The 22,260-nt window shown below is 71.2% G+C and carries 17 protein-coding genes and 1 pseudogene; 4 read left to right on the forward strand and 14 right to left on the reverse strand.

What is annotated here, in order from left to right:
* Positions 1-58: 58 nt before the first annotated feature.
* From HDA41_RS10495 to rsmH, 13 genes are all read right to left on the reverse strand, one after another.
* A complete protein-coding gene (locus HDA41_RS10495; RefSeq protein WP_184982822.1) occupies positions 59-778 on the reverse strand; it encodes a YggS family pyridoxal phosphate-dependent enzyme in 720 nt (239 codons plus the stop codon).
* 5 nt (positions 779-783) lie between these two features.
* A complete protein-coding gene (gene pgeF / locus HDA41_RS10500) occupies positions 784-1,515 on the reverse strand; it encodes a peptidoglycan editing factor PgeF (RefSeq protein WP_184982823.1) in 732 nt (243 codons plus the stop codon).
* A 10-nt stretch (positions 1,516-1,525) separates the two neighbouring features.
* Positions 1,526-2,719: a cell division protein FtsZ gene (ftsZ, locus tag HDA41_RS10505; protein ID WP_184982825.1), complete on the reverse strand. Its 1,194-nt coding sequence runs from the start codon at positions 2,717-2,719 to the stop codon at positions 1,526-1,528.
* Positions 2,720-3,007: 288 nt separating this feature from the next.
* A complete protein-coding gene (locus tag HDA41_RS10510; protein WP_184982826.1) occupies positions 3,008-3,802 on the reverse strand; it encodes a cell division protein FtsQ/DivIB in 795 nt (264 codons plus the stop codon).
* Positions 3,803-3,828: 26 nt separating this feature from the next.
* Entirely contained in the window at positions 3,829-4,926 is a 1,098-nt protein-coding gene (gene murG, locus HDA41_RS10515) for an undecaprenyldiphospho-muramoylpentapeptide beta-N-acetylglucosaminyltransferase (protein WP_184982827.1), read from the reverse strand.
* A 6-nt stretch (positions 4,927-4,932) separates the two neighbouring features.
* Entirely contained in the window at positions 4,933-6,297 is a 1,365-nt protein-coding gene (ftsW, locus tag HDA41_RS10520) for a putative lipid II flippase FtsW (RefSeq protein ID WP_184982828.1), read from the reverse strand.
* 135 nt (positions 6,298-6,432) lie between these two features.
* Positions 6,433-7,875 (reverse strand): UDP-N-acetylmuramoyl-L-alanine--D-glutamate ligase, encoded by a 1,443-nt coding sequence (gene murD / locus HDA41_RS10525; RefSeq protein ID WP_184982829.1) that lies wholly within the window; start codon positions 7,873-7,875, stop codon positions 6,433-6,435.
* Positions 7,857-8,948 (reverse strand): phospho-N-acetylmuramoyl-pentapeptide-transferase, encoded by a 1,092-nt coding sequence (gene mraY, locus HDA41_RS10530; protein ID WP_184993303.1) that lies wholly within the window; start codon positions 8,946-8,948, stop codon positions 7,857-7,859. Before mraY ends, murD begins: the two co-directional genes overlap by 19 nt.
* Positions 8,948-10,354 (reverse strand): UDP-N-acetylmuramoyl-tripeptide--D-alanyl-D-alanine ligase, encoded by a 1,407-nt coding sequence (locus tag HDA41_RS10535; protein WP_184982830.1) that lies wholly within the window; start codon positions 10,352-10,354, stop codon positions 8,948-8,950. The genes mraY and HDA41_RS10535 overlap by 1 nt, the downstream gene beginning before the upstream one ends.
* 28 nt (positions 10,355-10,382) lie before the next feature.
* Positions 10,383-11,903, reverse strand: a complete 1,521-nt coding sequence (locus HDA41_RS10540) for a UDP-N-acetylmuramoyl-L-alanyl-D-glutamate--2,6-diaminopimelate ligase (RefSeq protein ID WP_184982832.1) — start codon at positions 11,901-11,903, stop codon at positions 10,383-10,385.
* 199 nt (positions 11,904-12,102) lie between these two features.
* Positions 12,103-14,061, reverse strand: a complete 1,959-nt coding sequence (locus tag HDA41_RS10545) for a peptidoglycan D,D-transpeptidase FtsI family protein (protein WP_376706856.1) — start codon at positions 14,059-14,061, stop codon at positions 12,103-12,105.
* A 5-nt stretch (positions 14,062-14,066) separates the two neighbouring features.
* Complete coding sequence (gene ftsL, locus HDA41_RS10550; protein WP_184982836.1) at positions 14,067-14,516, reverse strand: cell division protein FtsL; 450 nt, start codon at positions 14,514-14,516, stop codon at positions 14,067-14,069.
* A 31-nt stretch (positions 14,517-14,547) separates the two neighbouring features.
* Positions 14,548-15,504, reverse strand: coding sequence for a 16S rRNA (cytosine(1402)-N(4))-methyltransferase RsmH (gene rsmH, locus HDA41_RS10555; RefSeq protein ID WP_184982837.1), 957 nt, complete (start codon positions 15,502-15,504; stop codon positions 14,548-14,550).
* A gap of 370 nt (positions 15,505-15,874) precedes the next feature.
* Here rsmH and HDA41_RS10560 point away from each other — a divergent pair, with 370 nt between their 5' ends.
* The 4 genes and pseudogenes from HDA41_RS10560 (at position 15,875) to HDA41_RS10575 (ending at position 21,486) form a co-directional block, all read left to right on the forward strand.
* A complete protein-coding gene (locus HDA41_RS10560; protein WP_184982839.1) occupies positions 15,875-16,432 on the forward strand; it encodes a beta-class carbonic anhydrase in 558 nt (185 codons plus the stop codon).
* Between the two features lie 276 nt (positions 16,433-16,708).
* Positions 16,709-17,749: an AAA family ATPase gene (locus HDA41_RS10565; protein ID WP_184982840.1), complete on the forward strand. Its 1,041-nt coding sequence runs from the start codon at positions 16,709-16,711 to the stop codon at positions 17,747-17,749.
* Positions 17,749-19,110: a DUF58 domain-containing protein gene (locus HDA41_RS10570; protein WP_184982842.1), complete on the forward strand. Its 1,362-nt coding sequence runs from the start codon at positions 17,749-17,751 to the stop codon at positions 19,108-19,110. Before HDA41_RS10565 ends, HDA41_RS10570 begins: the two co-directional genes overlap by 1 nt.
* A pseudogene (locus HDA41_RS10575) lies at positions 19,110-21,486 on the forward strand (transglutaminase TgpA family protein). Before HDA41_RS10570 ends, HDA41_RS10575 begins: the two are co-directional and overlap by 1 nt.
* Positions 21,487-21,748: 262 nt before the next feature.
* Here the strand turns inward: HDA41_RS10575 and HDA41_RS10580 are convergent.
* Positions 21,749-22,150, reverse strand: a complete 402-nt coding sequence (locus HDA41_RS10580; protein WP_184982844.1) for an SCO2097 family morphological protein — start codon at positions 22,148-22,150, stop codon at positions 21,749-21,751.
* Positions 22,151-22,260: the final 110 nt, after the last annotated feature.

Consider the following 22,260-nt stretch of genomic DNA (forward strand, 5'->3'; position numbering starts at 1 on the left):
ATCCGCCTATCGGCGGCAATGACCATATTTTCTGCTGTGGTCCGACTTCCTGGCGACGTTACCCGAGCCTGGGGCGGACTCCGAGTACCGCGCTACCGACGCGCACATGTGTCGCTCCGGCCGCCACGGCCTGCTCGAGGTCCGCACTCATCCCTGCCGAGACCATGGTGGCAGCCGGATGACTCCGGCGCAGGTCGGTCGACAAATCCATCACCCGCCCGAACGCAGCCTGTTCGCGTCCCGCGTACTCGCCGGTGAGCGGTGCGACGGTCATCAGTCCGGCGAGCCGCAGCCCCGGTGCTTCCGCTACGAGGTCGGCCAACTCTTCGATTCCCGCGGGCGCCACGCCTCCCCGCTCGCCCCGCTCGCTCTCACCGGCGTCGAGCGCGACCTGGATGAGACACCCCAACTCACGACCGGCGCGGACGGCCTCCTTCGACAGAGCCGTGACGAGCTTGGAACGATCGACGGACTGCACGAAGTCCGCGTAACCGGCCACGGATCGCACCTTGTTGGTCTGGAGTTGACCGACAAAATGCCAAGTAAGGGGCAGATCCGCACAAGCGGCGGCCTTCGGAGCCGCGTCCTGGTCGCGGTTCTCGGCGACGTGCCGCACACCGAGTTCCGAGAGGATCCGCACATCGGTCCCGGGGTAGGTCTTGGTGACCACGATCAGGGTCACGTCTTCGCGCGCCCGCCCCGCGGCCGCGCACGCGTCGGCGATGCGCCGCTCCACCTTCGCCAGATTCGCGGCGAGTTCGTCCTTGCGTTCCGTCATGCCCATCAGCCCAGCCACACATAGCCCGCGAGCCGACCGGTGGTGCGGTCGCGGCGATACGAGAAGTGATCGTCCGACTCCAGCGTGCACACCGGCGACTGCGCCCGGTCACACACCCCGAGCCGTTCCAGTTGTGCGTGCACTCCGGCGCTCACGTCGACCGCCGGCGTGCCCCAACTCGTCTCGGCGTACGCCGCCGGCTCGATGGCCGCCACCTCGGCGCGCATCGCCGCGGGCACTTCGTAACACCGGCCGCAGACAGTGGGTCCGGTGCGGACGACGATCCGGGAGGGCTCGGCGCCCAGGTCCGTCATCGCGCGTAGCGCGGCCGGGACGACCCCGGCGATCATGCCGGGCCGGCCCGCGTGGGCCGCGGCGGCGACCCCGGCGACGGGGTCGGCGAGCAGCACCGGCACGCAGTCGGCGGTGAGCACGGCGAGGGCGAGCCCCCGCCGCGTCGTGACGATCGCGTCGACCGACGGAATCCCGGACGAAGATCCCCACGGCCCGTCCACCACCGCCACCTCGGCCCCGTGCACCTGGTTCATCCAGACCACCCGGTCCGGCACGATGCCCAGCGACTTGGCGGCCAGTTCGCGGTTGGTGCGTACGGCGTCGGGGTCGTCGCCGACCGCCCCGCCGAGATTGAGCTCCTCATACGGAGCGGCGCTCACCCCGCCCCACCGGTCGGTGAAGGCGAAGTGGGCGCCGCTCACGCTTTCGCGCTGTCCTATCACGTCAGAAGGATCACTTGAGGAAGTCCGGTACGTCCAGTTCCTCGGCCGCGCTGTCCGAGTAGGTCCGCGGCGCCGGCGGGACCGGCGGGGCGACCGGGATGTCGTTGACCGGCTCCGGAGCAGGCTCCGGGTCCTCCTTCGGGGTCACGCTGCCGAGCGAACCGAAGGACGGGCGGCTCTCGGTCTGCCGGACCGGGGCCGGCTCCTCGCGCTTGACCGAGGACGAGCCGAGGACGTTGTCCCGCTTGGAGGGCGGCTGGCCGCCGTCGAAGCCGGCCGCGATCACGGTGACCCGGACCTCGTCGCCCAGGGCGTCGTCGATCACCGCGCCGAAGATGATGTTGGCCTCGGGGTGGGCGGCCTCGCTCACCAGCTGGGCGGCCTCGTTGATCTCGAACAGACCGAGGTCCGAGCCACCGGAGATGGAGAGCAGCACACCGCGGGCGCCGTCGATGGACGCCTCCAGCAGCGGCGAGGAGATCGCCATCTCGGCGGCGGCCACCGCGCGGTCGTCGCCGCGGGCGGAGCCGATGCCCATCAGGGCCGAGCCGGCCTCGGACATGACCGACTTGACGTCGGCGAAGTCGAGGTTGATCAGGCCCGGGGTGGTGATGAGGTCGGTGATGCCCTGGACACCGGAGAGCAGGACCTGGTCGGCCGACTTGAAGGCGTCCAGCACCGAGACCTGGCGGTCCGAGATGGACAGCAGGCGGTCGTTCGGGATGACGATGAGGGTGTCGACCTCTTCACGGAGCTCGGCGATGCCGTCCTCGGCCTGGTTCGCGCGGCGCCGTCCCTCGAAGGTGAACGGGCGCGTCACCACACCGATGGTGAGGGCACCGAGCGAGCGGGCGATGTTGGCCACGACGGGCGCGCCGCCGGTGCCGGTGCCGCCGCCTTCACCGGCTGTCACGAAGACCATGTCGGCCCCCTTGAGGACCTCCTCGATCTCCTCGCGGTGGTCCTCGGCGGCCTTGCGGCCGACGGCCGGGTTGGCTCCGGCGCCGAGTCCGCGGGTGAGTTCACGGCCGACGTCCAGCTTGACGTCGGCGTCGCTCATCAACAGAGCTTGCGCGTCGGTGTTGATGGCGATGAACTCGACGCCCTTGAGACCGACCTCGATCATCCGGTTGATGGCATTGACACCACCGCCGCCGACACCGATGACTTTGATGACTGCGAGGTAGTTCTGCGGTGCTGCCACGTCGAAGGCCTCTCGCCTCGAGTTACGTGTCGCCGAATCACCGTGGCGCGCTGCGCCCCGCGACCCGACGACTGATGCCGAATGGGACGGTCCGTATCGCCGACCCGAACCCTAACCCTGAAGTTTAGGGTTACCAGTGTGTCTGTTCCTTGGAGTCTTCTGAACAGGACACTAAGTCGACAAGTGGCGCACGTTCAACGAACACGCCGAACCTCCCGTTTTTCTTTTCACCCTATGTGATCAGCCGTAGCACTGCCCAACCAGGGTGCTGGCCTGCGCGGATGTGCGTCAACTCCCTGATGACGCGGGCGCGGTGGGAACACTCACGTCGAAGTACCGCGCGCCGGGCGAGGCTTTCATCAGGGCCGTGAGGGTACGAGCCTTCGCGGCGCCCTTCTCGCTGCTCCCCCAGGCGACCGTGCGGCCGTCCCGCAACTCCAGCGAGATGTCGTCGTAGGAACGGACCTTGACGGTCCGTGTGTCGCGTGCGACGACGGCCGGAACGGCACGGGCGACGTCCACCGCCTCGCGCACCAGCCGCGACTCGCCGAAGCGGCGCAGGCTGGCGGCGGCGGAGCTGGACCGGGAGAGCGCCAATTGCAGTGCGGGCACGCCTTTCGGCGCCTTGGAAACCGTGGCGAAACGGACGCCCTCATCGTCCACTTCGATGAACTTTCCGCCCTTTTGCACAATCAGAACCGGAGTCCGCTCGACCACTTTCAGGTCGATTCCATGGGGCCAGGAACGGGTCACGTCAACCGAGTCAATTCGGGGCAATTTTTGACGCAGTCGCGTCTCGATCGCATCGGTGTCGACGGAAACCAGCGGTTTCCCCAGGGGGACGTCGGCGGCCGCCGTGACCTGAGCCGGCGTCAGGACCCGTGTACCCGACACGGAGACGTGTTCGGCGCGCAGCCAGTCGGAGCCGTAGAACAGCCATACCGTCGGGATGCCGAGGAACACCAGGACGAGCCCCAGGATGACGAGCGCGCGAAGCCGGGCCCGCCTCGACCGTAGGAGGGGCGGCGGGCCGGACGACTCCTGCTGGCGTTCACCGCGCTCGGCGGTGGTCGATCCGGCCACGCTCTCCTGCCTTCCGTCATACGGGCCTAGCGGTGTGCACGGGCGGCGGCGATCGCCTCGTACACCATGCCGACGAGCAGGTCATCGGCGTCCCGGCGGCCGAACTCGGCGGCGGCGCGGGACATCTGGTACAGCCGGTGCGGGTCGGCGAGCACGGGCAGGACGTTCTGCTGGACCCACTCGGGGGTCAGCTCCGCGTCGTCGACCAGCAGGCCGCCGCCGGCCTTGACCACCGGCTGGGCGTTGAGCCGCTGTTCGCCGTTGCCGATGGGCAGCGGGACGTAGGCGGCCGGGAGCCCGACGGCGGAGAGTTCGGCGACGGTCATCGCGCCCGCGCGGCAGAGCATCATGTCGGCCGCGGCGTACGCGAGGTCCATCCGGTCCAGGTAACTTACCGGGATGTAGGGAGGCATTCCCGGCATCTGCTGGACGTGCGGCAGTTCGTTCTTCGGGCCGACCGCGTGCAGGATCTGGATGCCGGCCTGCTGGAGCCAGGGCGCGACCTGCTGGATGACCTCGTTCAGGCGGCGGGCGCCCTGGGAGCCGCCGGTGACCAGCAGCGTGGGCAGGTTCGGGTCGAGGCCGAACGCCGCCCGGGCCTCGGGGCGTACGGCGGCCCGGTCGAGCGTGGCGATGGAGCGGCGCAGCGGGATGCCGATGTAGCGGGCGCCGCGCAGCTTGCTGTCCGGGGTGGAGACGGCGACCTGGCTGGCGTAGCGCGAGCCGATCTTGTTGGCCAGGCCGGGCCGAGCGTTGGCCTCGTGGATGACGATCGGCACGCCCAGGCGCTTGGCCGCCAGGTAGCCGGGCAGGGCGACGTAGCCGCCGAAGCCGACCACGGCGTCCGCCTTGGTGCGCTCCAGGATCTGCTCGGTCGCCTTGATGGTGCCGCGCAGCCGGCCCGGGACGGTGATCAGCTCGGGGGTGGGCTTGCGTGGCAGCGGTACGGCGGGGATCAGCGCGAGTTCGTACCCGCGCTCGGGTACGAGTCGGGTCTCGAGACCGCGCTCCGTGCCCAGGGCCGTGATGCCCACGGTCGGATCCTGCCTGCGCAGGGCGTCCGCGAGGGCGAGCGCGGGCTCGATGTGGCCCGCGGTTCCTCCGCCGGCGAGTACGACATGCACCGAAATTCACCGCTCTCCGGACGAGCGCGCCGCCAAGGCGCGCCGTCGCATCGTGTTCCATCTCCGGGGACTCCGGCCGGAACCGGTTCCCCCAGTCTCCCGCTTTCTACCAAAGCGGGGTTGCCGCATCGCAAGCGCCGCCCGCGCAGCGGGCTCGTCTCGCGCGAAGGCGATCAGCAGCCCGATGGCGAACATGGTCGGCAGCAGGGCGGACCCTCCGTAGGAGAACAGCGGGAGGGGGACGCCGGCGATCGGCAGCAGACCGAGCACCGCACCGATGTTGATCACGGCCTGGGCCGTGATCCAGGTGGTCACGCCTCCCGCGGCATACCTCACGAAGGGGTCCTCCGTGCGTCCGGCCACGCGGATACCCGCATAGCCTAGAGCCGCGAAGAGGGCGAGTACCGACAGCGTCCCCGCCAGGCCCAGTTCCTCACCGGTGACGGCGAAGATGAAGTCGGTGTGGGCCTCGGGGAGTTGCCCCCATTTCTCCACACTCGCACCCAGCCCGGAGCCGAAGATTCCGCCCGAGGCGAGGGCGTAGATGCCGTGCACGGCCTGCCAGCAGTCGACCGGGCCGGACTGAGGTTCGGTGGCGCCGAGGCACTGCAGGCGGGCCATCCGGTTCGAGCTGGACGTGATGAGGATGGTGCCGAGCACCGCGGCGATCGACAGGACACCGATGAACAGCCGGGTGGGAGCGCCCGCCAGCCACAGCAGGCCGAACAGGATCGCCGTGAGGATGATCGCCGTGCCCATGTCGCCGCCGATCATGATCAGTCCGAGCAGCATGAACGCGGCCGGGACCAGCGGGACGAGCATGTGCTTCCACTGGGTCAGCAGCTTCTTGTCCTGCTTGCGGGCGAGCAGGTCGGCGCCCCACAGCACGAGGGCGAGCTTGCCGAACTCGCTGGGCTGGATCTGGAAGGAGCCGCCGAGGGCGATCCAGTTCTGGTTGCCGTTGACCGACACTCCTATCCCGGGGACCTGCACCAGGACCATGAGGAAGACGGCGCCCGCGAGGATCGGGTAGGCCAGCGCGCGGTGCAGTTTCACCGGCATCCGTGAAGCGGCGAACAGCAGCCCGGCGCCGAGTACGGCTGCGAGCAGCTGCTTGCGGAAGAAGTACGAGCCCGGCAGCGACATCTGGAGCGCGGTGATCTGGGAGGCCGAGTAGACCATCACCAGGCCCAGCACGGTGATCAGCAGACTGCCGCCGAAGATGAGGTAGTAGGCGGTCAGCGGCCGGTCCCAGCCCCTGCGCGCACGGGTGTAGAAGGCCAGGACGCGGTTCTCGCGGGCGAGCCGGGGCGCGGCGGGGCGCTTGGGAGTGCGTGGGACCGAAGGCCGTCCGGTGCGGCTGGTGGGCATCGCCGCTCACTCCGCCATGCCGGAGGGGAGCGTTCCGCAGCGAACACTCCCCGGCCGCTCGGGCACCAGCCACATCCGTGTCACGTGTCCCTCCCAGATACGCCCGGCACCGCCGCCGGGCGAGGCGGACCCGGGTCAGCCGTCGGCGGAGCCGAGCTCGCGAACGGCGTCCGCGAAAGCGTCCCCGCGCTTGTTGTAGTTGGCGAACATGTCCATGGAGGCGCAGGCCGGAGCCAGCAGCACCGTGTCACCGGTGTGAGCGAGCCGCCGCGCCTCCTGCACCGCCGCGCGCATCGCCCCAGTGTCGGTCCGGTCCAGGTCGACGACGGGTACTTCCGGGGCGTGTCGCGCCAGGGCTTCGCGGATCAGCGCGCGGTCCGCGCCGATCAGCACGGCCCCGCGCAGCCGCGGCGCCGACTTGGTGACCAGCTCGTCGAAGGTCGCGCCCTTCGCGAGCCCGCCCGCGATCCACACGATCGACTCGTAGGCCGCCAACGAGGCTTCGGCGGCGTGGGTGTTGGTGGCCTTGGAGTCATCGACGTACGCGACCCCGTCCACGTCGGCCACGTGCGCGATGCGGTGGGCGTCCGGGGTGAACGCCCGCAGGCCGTCCCGTACGGCCGTGGCGGGCACGCCGTACGCCCGCGCGAGGGCCGCCGCCGCGAGGGCGTTGGCGATGTTGTGCGGGGCCGGCGGGTTGACGTCGGCGACCTCGGCGAGCTCCTGGGCGTTCTTCTGCCGGTTCTCGACGAAGGCGCGGTCGACCAGGATGCCCTCCACGACGCCGAGTTGGGAGGGCCCGGGCGTGCCGAGGGTGAAGCCGACGGCCCGGCAGCCCTCCTCGACGTCGGCCTCGCGGACGAGGTCCTCGGTGGCCTTGTCGGCGACGTTGTAGACGCAGGCGACGCGGTTGCCCTCGTAGATCCGGCCCTTGTCGGCGGCGTACGCCTCCATGGAGCCGTGCCAGTCGAGGTGGTCGGGGGCGAGGTTGAGCACCGCGGCCGAGTGTGCGCGCAGCGACGGCGCCCAGTGCAGCTGGTAGCTGGACAGTTCCACGGCCAGCACGTCGTACTGCTCGTCGCCGAGCACCGCGTCCAGCAGGGAGACGCCGATGTTGCCGACGGCGGCCGTGCGCAGGCCCGCCGCCTTCAGGATCGAGGCGAGCATCTGGACGGTGGTGGTCTTGCCGTTGGTGCCCGTGACGGCCAGCCAGGGGGCCGCGTGGGGGCCGCGCAGGCGCCAGGCCAGTTCGACGTCGCCCCAGACCGGGACGCCCGCCTGCTCCGCCGCCGCGAACAGCGGCTTGTCCGGCTTCCAGCCGGGCGCGGTGACGATCAGCTCGGTGCCCTCGGGCAGGGTGTCGCCGTCACCGAGGCGCACGGTGATGCCGAGCGCCTCCAGTTCGGCGGCCTGCGCCCGCGCGCGCTCGTCGGCGCCGTCGTTGACGGCCGTGACGATCGCGCCGAGGCCGTGCAGCACCTTGGCCGCCGGGACGCCGGAGACGCCGAGCCCGGCGACGGTGACGTGCTTGCCCTTGAACTCCGAGGACACCGAGGAGGTCACTTGTCCGCTGCCCATCCTGCGTAGAAGAGGCCCAGTCCGACGATCACACAAATGCCCTGAATGATCCAGAAGCGGACCACGACGAGCACTTCGGACCAGCCCTTGAGTTCGAAGTGGTGCTGGAGTGGCGCCATCCGGAAGACGCGCTTCCCGGTGAGGCGGAAGGAGCCGACCTGGATCACCACGGACATGGTGATCAGGACGAAGAGGCCGCCGAGGATGGCGAGCAGCAGCTCGGTGCGTGAGCAGATCGCGAGGCCGGCGAGCACACCACCGAGCGCGAGCGAACCGGTGTCACCCATGAAGATCTTGGCCGGCGAGGTGTTCCACCACAGGAAGCCCAGGCAGGCGCCCATCAGCGCGGAGGCGACCACCGCGAGGTCGAGCGGGTCGCGGACCTCGTAACAGGCTCCGGGGTTGGTCAGGGTGCCCGCGTTGGCGCAGGACTCCTGGAACTGCCAGACGCCGATGAAGGTGTAGGCGCCGAAGACGAGCACCGAGGCGCCGGTGGCCAGACCGTCCAGACCGTCGGTCAGGTTCACGCCGTTCGACATCGCGAGGATCATGAACAGCGCCCAGACGACGAACAGCACGGGTCCGATCGTCCAGCCGAAGTCCGTGATGAACGACAGTTTCGTGGACGCCGGGGTGTTGCCGCGGTTGTCCGCGAACTGGAGCGAGAGCACCGCGAAGGTGATGCCGACGATCAGCTGGCCGGCCATCTTCGCCTTGGCCCGCAGACCCAGCGAACGGCGCTTGACGATCTTGATGTAGTCGTCGAGGAAGCCGACCAGGCCCATGCCGACCATCAGGCCGAGCACCAGCAGACCCGAGAAGGTCGGCGCCGCGTCGGCCTCCGGGTCCAGATAGCCCGTGATCACCTTGGCCAGGAAGTACGCGGCGACCGTCGCGAAGATGAAGGCGATACCGCCCATGGTCGGCGTACCGCGCTTGCTGGCGTGCTCGCGCGGGCCGTCGTCGCGGATGTACTGGCCGTAGCCCTTGCGCGCGAGCAGCTTGATCAGCAGCGGAGTGCCGACCAGGGTCAGGAAGAGGCCAATGACTCCTGCGAACAGGATCTGCTTCATCATCGGGCGGAAACCTCACCCTCGGCACCGGACTCGAGCAGCGCCTGCGCCACGCTCTCGAGGCCGACCGAACGGGACGCCTTCACGAGTACGACGTCCCCCGGGCGCAACTCGCTGCGCAACAGGTCGACCGCCGCCTGTGCGTCGGACACGTGCACCGACTCCTCACCCCACGAACCCTCGTTATATGCGCCCAGTTGCAGCCAGGCGGCTTCCCTGCCACCGACCGCGACGAGCTTGCTGACGTTGAGCCGGACGGCCAGCCGTCCGACCGCGTCGTGCTCGGCGAGAGCCTCGTCCCCGAGCTCGGCCATCTTGCCGAGCACCGCCCACGTTCGACGCCCCTTGCCGATGGCCACGAGCGCACGCAGCGCGGCCTTCATGGACTCGGGGTTCGCGTTGTAGGCGTCGTTGACGACCGTCACGCCGTCCGGGCGCTCGGTGACCTCCATCCGCCAGCGGGAGAGGGAGCCCGCCTCGGAGAGCGCGACGGCGATCTCGTCTGCGGACATGCCCAACTCGTGGGCGACGGCGGCCGCGGCGAGCGCGTTCGACACGTGGTGCTCACCGTACAGGCGCATGGTCACATCACTTGCACCGGAGGGTGTGTGAAGCCGGAACGCGGGCTGTCCGGTGTCCGTGAGTCGCACGTTCTCGGCGCGAACGTCCGCTTCGTCGGACTCTCCGAAAAAGACCACCTTCGCCTTCGTACGGGAGGCCATGGCCCGTACGTAGGGGTCGTCCGCGTTGAGGACGGCCGTCCCGTCCTCCGGGAGGGACTCGACGAGTTCGCCCTTGGCCTGTGCGATCTGCTCGCGGCCGCCGAACTCGCCGATGTGGGCGCTGCCCACGTTCAGGACGAGGCCGATCTTCGGGGGCGTGAGATTCGTGAGGTAGGAGATGTGCCCGATGCCGCGGGCCCCCATCTCCAGGACGAGGAACCGGGTCTCCTCGGTGGCGCTGAGCGCGGTCAGCGGCAGCCCGATCTCGTTGTTGAGGGAGCCGGGCGTGAACACCGTCGGCGCCTTGCGCTGGAGCACCTGTGCGATGAGGTCCTTGGTGCTGGTCTTGCCCGCCGAGCCGGTGAGGGCGACGAGCGTGGCACCGAGACGTCGTACGACGTGCCGCGCGAGGGCGCCGAGGGCGGACTGGACGTCGTCCACGACGATCGCGGGCACGCCGACGGGCCGGGTGCCGAGCACGGCCACCGCTCCGGCCTCGACGACCGCGGCCGCGAAGTCGTGGCCGTCCGCACGCTCGCCGGCGAAGGCGACGAACAGGCTGCCCGGCCCCGCCTCGCGGGAGTCCCGGACGACCGGCCCGGTGACCTGGACGGTCGGATCCGGTATGTCGTGCGTCTGCCCGCCGACGACTTCTGCGATCTCGGCGAGGGAGAGGGCGATCACAAGTTCATCCCCTGGATCATGCGGGATTTCATCCCTGGGTCTTCTGAATGGCTTCGCGAAGCACCTGGCGGTCGTCGAAGGGACGGACCACCCCGGCGATGTCCTGCCCCTGCTCGTGCCCCTTGCCCGCGACCAGCACGGTGTCGCCGGGCTCGGCACGGGCGACGGCGGCGGCGATCGCGGCGGCCCGGTCCTCGAAGACCGCCACTTCGCCGCGCTCGTGCGCGGGCACGGAGGCCGCGCCCTGGAGCATCGTGGCGAGGATCGCGAGGGGGTCCTCACCACGGGGGTTGTCGGAGGTCAGTACGGCGGTGTCGGCGAGCCGGGCCGCGGCGGCACCCATGGGCTCCCGCTTGGTCCTGTCCCGGTCGCCTCCGCAGCCGAGGACGATGTGCACCTTGCCCTCGGTGACCTTGCGCAGGGCGCGCAGCACCGACTCGACGGCATCGGTCTTGTGCGCGTAGTCGACGACCGCGAGGTAGGGCTGTCCGGCGTCCACGCGCTCCAGGCGGCCCGGCACGCCGGGTACGGCGGCGACGCCGTCGGCGGCGGCCTGCGGGTCGAGCCCGGCGACGGCGAGGGCGACGATCGCGGCGAGGGTGTTGGCCACGTTGAAGGGGCCCGGCAGCGGCGACTTCGCGCTGATCCGCTCGCCTTTGGGCCCGATGACGGTGAACGTCGAGTCCAGCCGGCCGATCTCCACGCCCTCGGCGCGCCAGTCGGCGTCGGGGTGGCCCTCGGCGGAGTAGGTGACGACCGGGACGGTGGCCTCCTTGGCCAGCCTGCGGCCGTACTCGTCGTCGACGTTGACCACGCCGAGCTTGCTGCGTTTCGGCGTGAACAGCTGCGCCTTGGCCCGGAAGTAGTCCTCCATGTCGGAGTGGAACTCCATGTGTTCCGGGCTGAGGTTGGTGAAGACGCCGATGTCGAAGACGCAGCCGTCGACGCGGCCGAGGACCAGGGCGTGGCTGGAGACCTCCATGGCCACCGCCTCGACGCCGCGTTCGCGCATGACGGCGAACAGGGCCTGCAGGTCGGTGGCTTCGGGGGTGGTGCGCTCGGACTTGATGCGCTCGTCGCCGATGCGCATCTCGACCGTGCCGATCAGGCCGGTGGACCTGACGGTCTTCAAGCCGCCCTCGACGAGGTAGGCGATGGTGGTCTTGCCGGAGGTGCCGGTGATGCCGATCTGGAGCAGGTCCCGGCCGGGGTGGCCGTAGATCGTGGCGGCCAGCTCGCCCATCCGGGCGCGCGGGTCGTCGACGACCAGAACCGGCAGCCCGGCCGCCGCGGCGCGCTCCGCGCCGGTGGGGTCGGTCAGCGCGGCGGCCGCGCCGAGGCTCGCGGCCTGGTCGGCGAAGTCGGCGCCGTGCAGACGGGCGCCCGGGAGGGCGGCGTACAGATCGCCGGGGCGCACGGCGCGCGAGTCGTGGGTGATGCCCGTGACGTCGGCGGCGCTCTCCGGCGCGAGAGCACCCAGTTGGTCGGCCAGTTTCGCCAGGGGTGTGGCGGAGACCTGCGCCGGCCTGGGCGGCCCGGGGTATGTCACGGGATGGCCCTTCTGGGTGGTTTGGGACTGATCAGCGTGTGGCACGGCGGTGAGCGTACCGGGCGTACCCGCCTCCGGGCGAAGTGAGGGGCGGGGGGCGTTCTGGTTCCCGGGATCGGGGGTGATCGTTGTCACGGGGCGGGTCCTGGTGGCTCGGTGGTGCTCGGTGCTGATCAGGGCTTGACGGTTCGGGGACGGATCAGTTCTTGAACGTGACAGGCAGTCTCGCGGGCGTGGCCCCGGTCGGCGGGACCTGGAGGGACTTCAGCGCGAACTCCATGACCTGCTTGTAGACGGGGCCGCAGATCTGGCCGCCGAAGTAGTTGCCCTTGGTGGCGTTCTGGATGGCGCAGTAGACGGTGATGCGGGGCTTGTCCGCGGGCGCGAAACCGGCGAACGACGAGGTGTAGCCCTTGTACTTGCCGGTGGCCGGATCCACGCGGTTGGCCGTGCCCGTCTTGCCCGCGACGCGGTATCCGGGGATGCGCGCCTTGGTGCCGGTGCCCTCCTCGTCGTCCACGACCGACTCCAGCATCTGGGCGAGGGTCTTCGCCGTCCTGGCGCTGACCACCCGGGTCTTATCGGGCTTGGGTGCCGGGGTGAAGCGGCCGTCGGGGCCCTTGCTGCCGCGTACGAGCGTGGGTTCGACGCGGACGCCGCCGTTGGCGATGGTCGAGTAGACCGACGCCGCCTGCATGGCGTTGATGGAGACGCCCTGGCCGAAAGGGATCGTGTACTGCTGCGAGGTCGACCACTTGTCGGGCGGGGCGAGGATGCCCTTGGTCTCGCCGGGGAAGTCGAGGCCGGTGTAGCTGCCGAGGCCGAACTTGCGCAGGTAGCCGTAGAGGACCTTGTTGGACTGGGCCTGGGTCCTGCCGAGCTGGCCGGTGGCGAGGATGGTGCCGATGTTGCTGGACTTGGCGAGGACGCCGTTGAGCGTCAGGTACCAGGTCGGGTGGTTCACGTCGTCCTTGAAGAGCCGGTCGCCGCGGTGCAGCCGGTTGGGCACGACGACGTGGGTCGTCGGGGTGGCGGCGCCCTCCTGGAGGACGGCCGCCATCGACATGACCTTGGCCGTGGAGCCGGGCTCGAAGGCGTCCTGGAGGGCCGCGTTGCCGAGGGCGGCCGAGTCGGCGTCGGACAGGTCGTTCGGGTCGAAGCCCGGCGAGTTGGCCATGGCCAGGATCTGGCCGGTGCGGGTGTCCTGGACGATGACGTAGCCGCGGTCGGCCGCGGACTCCTCGACCTGGTCGCTGATGGCCTTCTGGGCGGCCCACTGGATGTCGCGGTCGATGGTGAGCTCGACGTCGCTGCCGGGCACGGCGGGGGTCTCGGTGGAACCCGCGGTGGGGACGAGCCGGCCGCCGGACTGGGCGTAGCGGATCTTGCCGTCCTTGCCGGCCAGCTGCTTGTCCAGCTGGAGCTCGACACCGCCGCCGGGCTTGCCCTCGCCGTTGACCCAGCCCAGTATCCCGGCGGCGAGGTCGCCGTTGGGGTACACGCGCTTGCTGGTGGCGACGGAGAAGACGCCCGCGAGGACGTTGTGCGTGGACTTGTCCGTCTGCTCCTTCTTCGTGAGCGCGGACTTCAGGTCCTTGATCTGCTTCCAGACCTGTGGGGTCTGTCGGGAGGCCAGCTTGACGTAACGCAGCGCCTTGTTCTTCGGCCGCAGCTTCTTGACCAGGGTCTCCTGCTCCTGGCCCAGGATCGGCGCGAGCAGCGCGGCCGCCTGCTCGGGCCCGTCCCCGATCTTCAGCTGGTCCGGGGCGAACATCGTGGGGTCGGCCGTGATGTCGTAGGCGTCCTCACTGGTCGCCAGGGCCACACCGGACCGGTCGGTGATCTCCCCGCGGTCCGCGGCCAGCACCTGCCCGACATACCGGTTCTGCTCGGCCTTGGCGGCATACGTGCTCGCGTCGACGGCCTGCACCTGGAACAGCCGCACGACGAACGCGATCAGCACCAGCGTCAGCGCGAGCCCGACCAGACGCAGCCGGGGACGGGGGCTGCCCAGCCGAAGGGTCTTGGGCGCCGCCTGACGGGCCGGGGCCGGGCGACGGGCCGCCGGACGGGCACCGGGGCCGCGGCGCCGGGCGACGGGGCGAGCGCTCCTGGCCGGGCCGGGCACGCGGCGGCGCGGGGGTTCCCTGTCGGTCACTTCCGTCACCTGCCGGAGGTTGGGGTGGGGCCGTTGGGCATGGCCTCGGGGGCCAGGACCAGGGGGATGTGGGCGGAGGTCTGCCGGACGCCGGGGGCGGGGCTGGGGACGCCCTTGACGGTGCCGTCCGGGGCGAGGAACGCGGGGTCGCCGCCGGGGACCATGCCGAGTTCGCGGGCGCGGCGCTGGAGTGCCTCGGGAGCGGAGTAGGCGTCGATGTCCCGCTGGAGGGCCTGTTCCTCGTCGGTGAGGCTCTTGGTCTCGCGCTGGAGGTCGTCGAGTTTGAACGCGCCTTCGCTGAGGGCCGAGTTCAGTACCAGGAGACCGATGAGACCACCGCCGAGGAGGAGGACCACGAGGAGCACGAAGGGGGTGCGGGCCGCCTGCCCGGGGCCGGTCGGGAAGAGCTGCGCGAGACGTGCCGCCCTCCCCTTCAGTTCGGGTTTGCTGCTCACTCACGCTCCCTCGGTCCGGCCTGCACACGCCTCACTCGACGTCCTCCCTGATGCGCTGGGCCCCGCGCAGCCGCGCCGGTGCCGCTCGCCGGTTCTCGGCGATCTCCTCCTCGGTGGGGAGTTCGGCACCGCGCGTGAGCAGCTTGAGCCGCGGCTGGTAGCGCTCGGGCACGACGGGCAGCCCGGGCGGCGCCGTGGTGGCGGCACCCGCCGCGAACACCTGCTTGACCAGCCGGTCCTCCAGCGAGTGGTACGACAGCACCGCGATCCGTCCGCCCACGTCCAGCGCCTTCACGGCGGCCGGGATCGCCCGCTCCAGCACGGCGAGCTCGCCGTTGACCTCGATGCGCAGGGCCTGGAAGGTGCGCTTGGCGGGGTTGCCGCCGGTGCGCTTGGCGGCCTGCGGCAGCGCGTCCCGGATCAGTTCGACCAGCCGCGCGCTGGTGCTGAACGGCTCCTTCTCGCGCTCGCGCACGATCGCGGACACGATCCGCTTGGCCTGCTTCTCCTCGCCGTACGCCCGCAGGATGCGCACCAGCTCGCCGGGCGGGTACGTGTTGAGGACCTCGGCGGCGCTGACCCCGGCCGTCTGGTCCATGCGCATGTCGAGCGGAGCGTCCTGGGCGTAGGCGAAGCCGCGGTCGGCCTCGTCGAGTTGCATGGAGGAGACGCCGAGGTCGAACAACACGCCCTGCACGCGCGCGATGCCGAGCTTGTGCAGCACCTCGGGGAGCTCGTCGTACACGGCGTGGACGAGCGTGGCGCGCTCCCCGTAGGGCGCGAGGCGCTCGCCGGACAGGCGCAGGGCCTCCTTGTCGCGGTCGAGGGCGACGAGGCGGATCCCGGGGAACCTCTCCAGGAGCGCCTCGCTGTGGCCGCCGAGGCCGAGCGTGCAGTCGACGACCACCGGCTCCGGCCCCTCCAGGGCGGGTGCCAGCAGATCCAGGCACCGCTGGAGCATCACCGGGACGTGTCGACTCTGGCTCAAGGGGCCCTCTCAGGTCCGGCGCGCGGCCGTGCGCACCGCCGGGTCCCCGCCCGCTCGTGAAGGGGAGGCCTGCCGGCGCCGGAAGCGTCAGCCGGCCGGGAGCGGGAGGAGGCCGAGCCGTACGTACGCGCCGCGCACGTGGGGAGATCTCCGGTCGTCGCCGGGGGTCTCCGGGGAAAACAGTCCAGCGGGGAGAGTCTCGCCTCCCGCTTCGCGTCACTTTAGTCCACCCTGTCTCCCGGTCAATCAACCGGCCTGCGCGTCGCGACCGCCGGCACAGCACCCTTGTGGGTTACCTCACAACCCCGCCTCGCTGACATTCTTTGTCCACTCTCACAAGGGGCTTGGACAGGTTGTGACCAGTAACGTCATGGCTATGACGATTTCTGCATCGGTTCCCCCGGCCTCGGAGAGCGCCACAGCCAGTGGCGGCACGGTCACCGACCGCCTCGTCGACGCCAACGCCCGGTACGCCGCCGACTTCACCGACCCGGGGATGGACGCGCGGCCCGTGCTGCAGGTCGCCGTCGTGGCCTGCATGGACGCCCGCCTCGACCTGCACGCGGCACTCGGTCTCGAGCTCGGTGACTGCCACACGATCCGCAACGCGGGCGGCGTCGTCACCGACGACGTGATCCGCTCGCTGACCATCAGCCAGCGCAAGCTGGGGACGCGCAGCGTCGTCCTCATCCACCACACCGGCTGCGGCCTGGAGAGCCTCACCGAGGACTTCCGCACCGAACTGGAGGCCGAGGTGGGCCAGCGCCCGGCGTGGGCGGTGGAGTGCTTCCGGGACGTCGACCAGGACGTACGGCAGTCGATGCAGCGCGTGCGCACCTCGCCGTTCCTGCTGCACACCGACGACGTGCGGGGATTCGTCTTCGACGTGAAGACCGGCCGGCTGCGGGAAATCGACCCGGCCTCCTGACCTGGCGGCCCGCCCCGGACACAACCCGCTGCAGCTGTCGAAAGCCTGTCAGTCACGCGTTCGAATGGTCACAAGGCCGACATATCGCGGCCAGTTATCCACAGTCGAGTGACACGAATCGGTAACGACAGCAAGAATGCGGGAGTGGCGTCACGCGGAACTTCACGCGTGGTGTCCGTGGTCCGGGGTGGGCCGGCCCGCGTCTTGGGGCGTCGGCCCGGGAAAATGGGGTATCCCGTGCTCCCTGAGAGCAAGGGAAAGGCCGAGGAGGGCCGGGTGACGACCTATGACGATCGAGCGAGCCTCACTGATCTGACCGCCGTGGTGGATCGCGTGCGGGAGTCGGTGGAAGGCGTGATCGAGGGCAAGCCCGAGGTCGTACGGCTCTCGCTGACCGTGCTGCTCGCCGAGGGACATCTGCTCATCGAGGACGTCCCGGGCGTCGGCAAGACGATGCTCGCCAAGGCACTGGCGCGGTCCATCGACTGCTCGGTGCGGCGCATCCAGTTCACGCCCGACCTGCTGCCCTCGGACATCACCGGTGTGTCCATCTGGGACCAGCAGCGCAGCGACTTCGAGTTCAAGCCGGGCGCGATCTTCGCGCAGGTCGTGATCGGCGACGAGATCAACCGCGCCTCTCCCAAGACGCAGTCCGCGCTCCTGGAGTCCATGGAGGAGCGCCAGGTCACCATCGACGGCAAGACCTACGAGCTGCCCAGCCCCTTCATGGTGGTGGCGACGCAGAACCCGGTCGAGATGGAGGGCACCTACCCACTGCCGGAGGCCCAGCGCGACCGCTTCATGGCCCGGGTCTCGGTCGGCTACCCGAGCCCCGAGGCCGAGCTGCGGATGCTGGACGTGCACGGCGGCGTCTCGCCGCTGGAGGACCTCCAGCCCGTGGCCCACGCGCACGAGATCCTCAAGCTCATCGAGGCGGTGCGCGGCGTCCATGTCGCCGAGCCGGTCCGGCGCTACGCGGTCGACCTGGTCGGCGCCACACGCACGCACCCCGACCTGAGACTGGGCGCCTCCCCGCGCGCGACGCTGCACCTGCTGCGCGCGGCGAAGGCGTCCGCGGCCCTGAGCGGCCGGGAGTACGCGCTGCCGGACGACGTGCAGGCACTCGCCGTCGCCGTCCTGGCCCACCGTCTGCTGCCCACCGCCCAGGCCCAGCTCAACCGCCGCACCGCCGAGCAGGTCGTCGAGGAGATCCTCCAGCGCACCCCGGTGCCGTCGGCGCCGCAGCAGCAGAGCGGCTTCGGCGCTGTGGGCCGTACGGCGCCCGCGTATCCCTCGCACCCGCCCCGGAGGCTGTGATGACCACCGCGGGGACGGGGCAGCCGGAGGCCGACCGGGGCGAGCAGGGCGGCATCCGCACCGCCCTGGCCGGTCTGACCACCCGCGGACGCTCCTTCCTGGCCGCCGGCGTCGCGGCCGCCGTCTGTGCGTATGTGCTCGGGCAGAGCGACCTGCTGCGCGTGGGCCTGCTGCTGGCGGTGCTGCCGCTGGTGTGCGCGACGGTGCTGTACCGCACCCGCTACCGGGTCGCGGGCAGCCGCCGCCTCTCCCCCGCCCGCGTACCGGCCGGCAGCGAGGCCCGGGTCCACCTGCGGATGGACAACGTCTCGCGGCTGCCCACGGGCGTGCTGATGCTCCAGGACCGGGTGCCGTACGTGCTCGGTCCCCGGCCCCGTTTCGTGCTCGACCGGGTGGAGGCGGGCGGCCGCCGCGAGGTGTCCTACCGGGTGCGCTCCGACCTGCGCGGCGGCTACCCGCTGGGCCCGCTCCAGCTGCGCCTGACCGACCCGTTCGGCATGTGCGAGCTGACCCGGTCCTTCTCGACGTACGACACCCTGACGGTGATCCCGCGCGTGGAGCCGCTGGCGCCGGTGCGGTTCAGCGGCGAGGCGAGGGGGTACGGCGACGGGCGGCAGCGTTCCCTCGCGCTGGCCGGCGAGGACGACGTGATCCCGCGCGGATACCGCTACGGCGACGACCTGCGCCGTGTGCACTGGCGCTCCACCGCCCGCTACGGCGAGCTGATGGTCCGCCGTGAGGAGCAGCCGCAGCGCGCCCGCTGCACGGTACTGCTCGACACCCGGGGCATCGCCTTCCAGGGCGTGGGTCCCGACTCGGCCTTCGAGTGGGCCGTGGCGGGCGCCGCGTCCGTGCTGGTGCACATGCTCGAACGGGGCTTCTCCGTAAGGCTGTTGACGGACACCGGAAACGCGGTGCCCGGCGAGGGCGGAGACGGCTTCGCGGGCGCGAGCCAGGGGTCGGCGGACACGGCCGGGCTGATGATGGACACCCTCGCGGTCATCGACCACTCCGACGGCGCGGGTCTGTCCCGGGCCTACGACGTGCTGCGCGGCGGGAACGAGGGGCTGCTGGTGGCCTTCCTCGGCGACCTGGACGAGGAGCAGGCGGCTGTGGCGGCCCGGATGCGGCAGCGCAGCTCAGGCGCGGTCGCCTTCGTGCTGGACAGCGACACCTGGGTGCGGGAACCGAGCGACGTGCCCGGTCCGTTGGACGGGAGCGGGGAGCGGTTGCGCATGCTGCGCGAGGCGGGCTGGACCGCCCTCGGCGTGCCGCGGGGTGCCTCCGTTGACGAGCTGTGGCGGCAGGCCGACCGGGAGCGCAGGGGGATGGCCGCCGCGGGCGGCGGGGAGGGACCGTGATGAGCGGGCGGATACGACTGACGCTGGGGGCGTGGGCGGCCACGCTGATGGCCGCGTGCGCCCTGCCTGCCGACCTGGATCGTGCAGGCGGCCTTCCTGCTGGCCGTGCAGGCGGGCGTGGGTGCCGCGGCCCGCAGGGTGCCGCTGGCGCGCCCGCTGACGGTGGCGGCACAGGCCGTGGTCACGGTGCTGCTGCTGACGTTCGTGTTCGCCCGTGAGCAGGCCTTCGCCGGGCTGGTGCCCGGGCCGGACGCCCTCGACCGCTTCGGGCTCCTGCTCCGGCAGGGCGGGGAGGACATCGCGCGGTACGCGATCCCGGCGCCCCTGGAGTCCGACGGCATCCGGCTGATGCTCATCGGCGGCGTCCTGATCATCGGGCTGCTGGTGGACACCCTCGCGGTGACCTTCCGCAGCGCCGCCCCGGCCGGACTGCCGCTGCTCGCGCTGTACTCGGTGGCCGCGGGGCTGTCCGACGGGGGCACGGACTGGTTGTGGTTCCTGGTCGCGGCGGCCGGCTATCTGATGCTGCTCCTGGCCGAGGGGCGGGACCGGCTCTCCCAGTGGGGCCGGGTCTTCGGCGGGGCCTCGCGCACGGCCGGAGGGGAACCGAGCGGCGCCGCCCCGGTCCGCACCGGCCGCCGCATCGGCGTGGTCGCGCTGGGCATCGCCCTGGTGGTGCCGCTCGGCCTGCCCGCGATGAACGGCGGCCTGCTGGACTCCGTGGGCGCGGGCGCGGGCGGCGGCACGGGCAGCGGCGGCACGATCTCCGCCGTGAACCCGCTGGTGTCACTCCGCGACAACCTGAACGTGGACGAGGACCGGCAGGTCCTCTCCGTGACGACGAAGATGGCCGACGTCTCGGACCTCTATCTGAGGATCGTGTCCCTGGACGACTTCGACGGCACGACCTGGAAGCCGTCCCGGCGATCCATCACCGCCGTCCCCGACGGCTCCTTCCCGACCCCGATCGGCCTCGGCCCCGAGGTCAAACGCACGGAGGTCGACACCACGATCACGGCGGCCGGCTGGTACGCCCAGGACTGGCTGCCCATGCCGTACCCGCCGAGCGGCGTGACCATCCGGGGCAACTGGCGTTACGAGCCTCTGGGCATGACGCTGGTCGGCGACCACGGCCAGAACACACGAGGGCTGACGTACCAGGTCAAGAGCCTGGACGTACAGCCGACGGCGGAGCAGCTGGCCTCGGCGGCGCCCCCGCCGGCGGCCATCGAGCGCGATTTCACCAAGCTGCCCGACTCGCTGCCGCCGGTGGTGGCCCGCACCGCCCGCCAGGTCACCGCGGGCGCCGCCAACCCGTACGACCAGGCGGTCAAGCTCCAGGACTGGTTCGCCGTGACCGGCGGCTTCGAGTACGACACGCGGGTGCAGGTCGGCAGCGGCTCGGAGGGGATCGCCCGCTTCCTGAAGGACAAGCAGGGCTTCTGCGTGCACTTCTCCTTCACGATGGCGGCGATGGCCCGCTCCCTGGGCATACCGGCCCGGGTCGCGGTGGGCTTCGCACCCGGTTCCCCGCAGGCGGACGGCTCGGTGTCGGTGGGGCTGCGCGACGCGCACGCCTGGCCCGAGCTGTACTTCGAGGGCGTGGGCTGGACCCGCTTCGAGCCGACTCCGAACCGTGGCTCGCTGCCGCCGTATACCCTGCCGGAAAGCCCCGGAAGCTCGGTGCCGGACGTGGCGCGCCCGTCCCAGACGACGTCCGCCGCGCCGTCTGCGGCGCCCTCGACGAGCGACAGCTGCACGCCGGAGCAGAAGAAGCTGGACGGCGGGTGTGCGAGCGAGTCCCCGCAGGCGGTGCTGCCCACCGGTGACGACGGCCCGAAGTGGTACGCGATCCTGGCCTGGGCCCTGGCCGGCCTCGCCGTCCTGGCGCTCCCGCTGGCACCGATGCTGTGGCGCCTGCGGACCCGCGCGGTCCGGCTGGGGGCGCACGGCCGCAGCGACGCGGACGCCGTGCCGCACACGCTGGCCGTCTGGCAGGAGCTGACCGACACGGCCTGGGACTTCGGCATCGCGCCGGACGAGTCACAGACACCGCGCAAGGCGGCCGCCCGCATCGTCCGGCTGGGCTCCCTCGACGCGACGGCCGCGGCCTCGGTGCACCGGGTGGCGAACGCGGTGGAGCAGGTCCTGTACGCACCGCGTCCCCGCCCGACGCCGGGCCTCACGGAGGACGTCCGCCGTGCGGCAGCGGGCCTGAGCGCCGGGGTCGGCCGCGGCACCAGGCTCCGTGCCGTCCTGGTCCCGCGCTCCACCGTGCGCGTGGTGTGGGCGATGTCGGCCTGGTGGTCGGGCGTGCGGGAACGTGCCCTGGCGCTGCGGCCGACGTGGCGGAAGGCATCGGGGCAGCAGGGCTGACGGGCCCGGGGTGGCTTGGGCCGGTCGGGTTTGTGCGCCCGGCCGGCCTCGCTGTGTCTGCCTGGGGTTGGTCGGTGAGGCGTCCGGCTTCCCGTCGCTGCGGGCCAACACGCGCCGGACCCGGCGGAGGTGGCCTCCCAGGGAGGACCCTCCCTCGGGAGCCCCAGACGCGCGTCGTACGCATACGTCTGGGGGTGACCACCGACTGGGTGGTCACCCCCTGACTCATGTCTTCACGTGTCCTGGAAAGTCGCGCTCCGGGCTAATGGCCACCCTGCTCGTCGCGGCGCTTCTGCCAGCGCTGCTCGATGCGGTCCATCATGGAGCGCCGCTGCCGGCCCTGACGGCGGGCGGCCGGCTGTCCGCCGGCTCCGGCCGCCTGTTCGCCCGGCTTGGGGGCCTTGCGCCAGCCGGTCACGGCGAGCACGGCACAGCCCAGCATGACGAGGAAGCCCACGACGCTGAGCCAGACCTGTTGGGCGACCATACCGGCCATGAGGAGCGCAATACCTACGAGGAAGCCCGCGACCGCCTGGTAGACCCGTCGCCGGGTGTACGTACGCAGCCCGCTTCCCTCGAGCGCCGTCGCGAACTTGGGATCTTCGGCGTACAGCGCTCGCTCCATCTGCTCGAGCATGCGCTGCTCGTGCTCCGAGAGCGGCACGGAGTCCTCCTCATCGTGCAGTCGCCGGGGCGACCCGGGGGGTCTCTTCAGGATAGGCAGGGAATCGCCCCCGTGAAACCCGCCCCTCTGCGCCAATTGGCCAACCGGAA

Source organism: Streptomyces caelestis (genome assembly GCF_014205255.1).
GTDB lineage: Bacteria > Actinomycetota > Actinomycetes > Streptomycetales > Streptomycetaceae > Streptomyces > Streptomyces caelestis.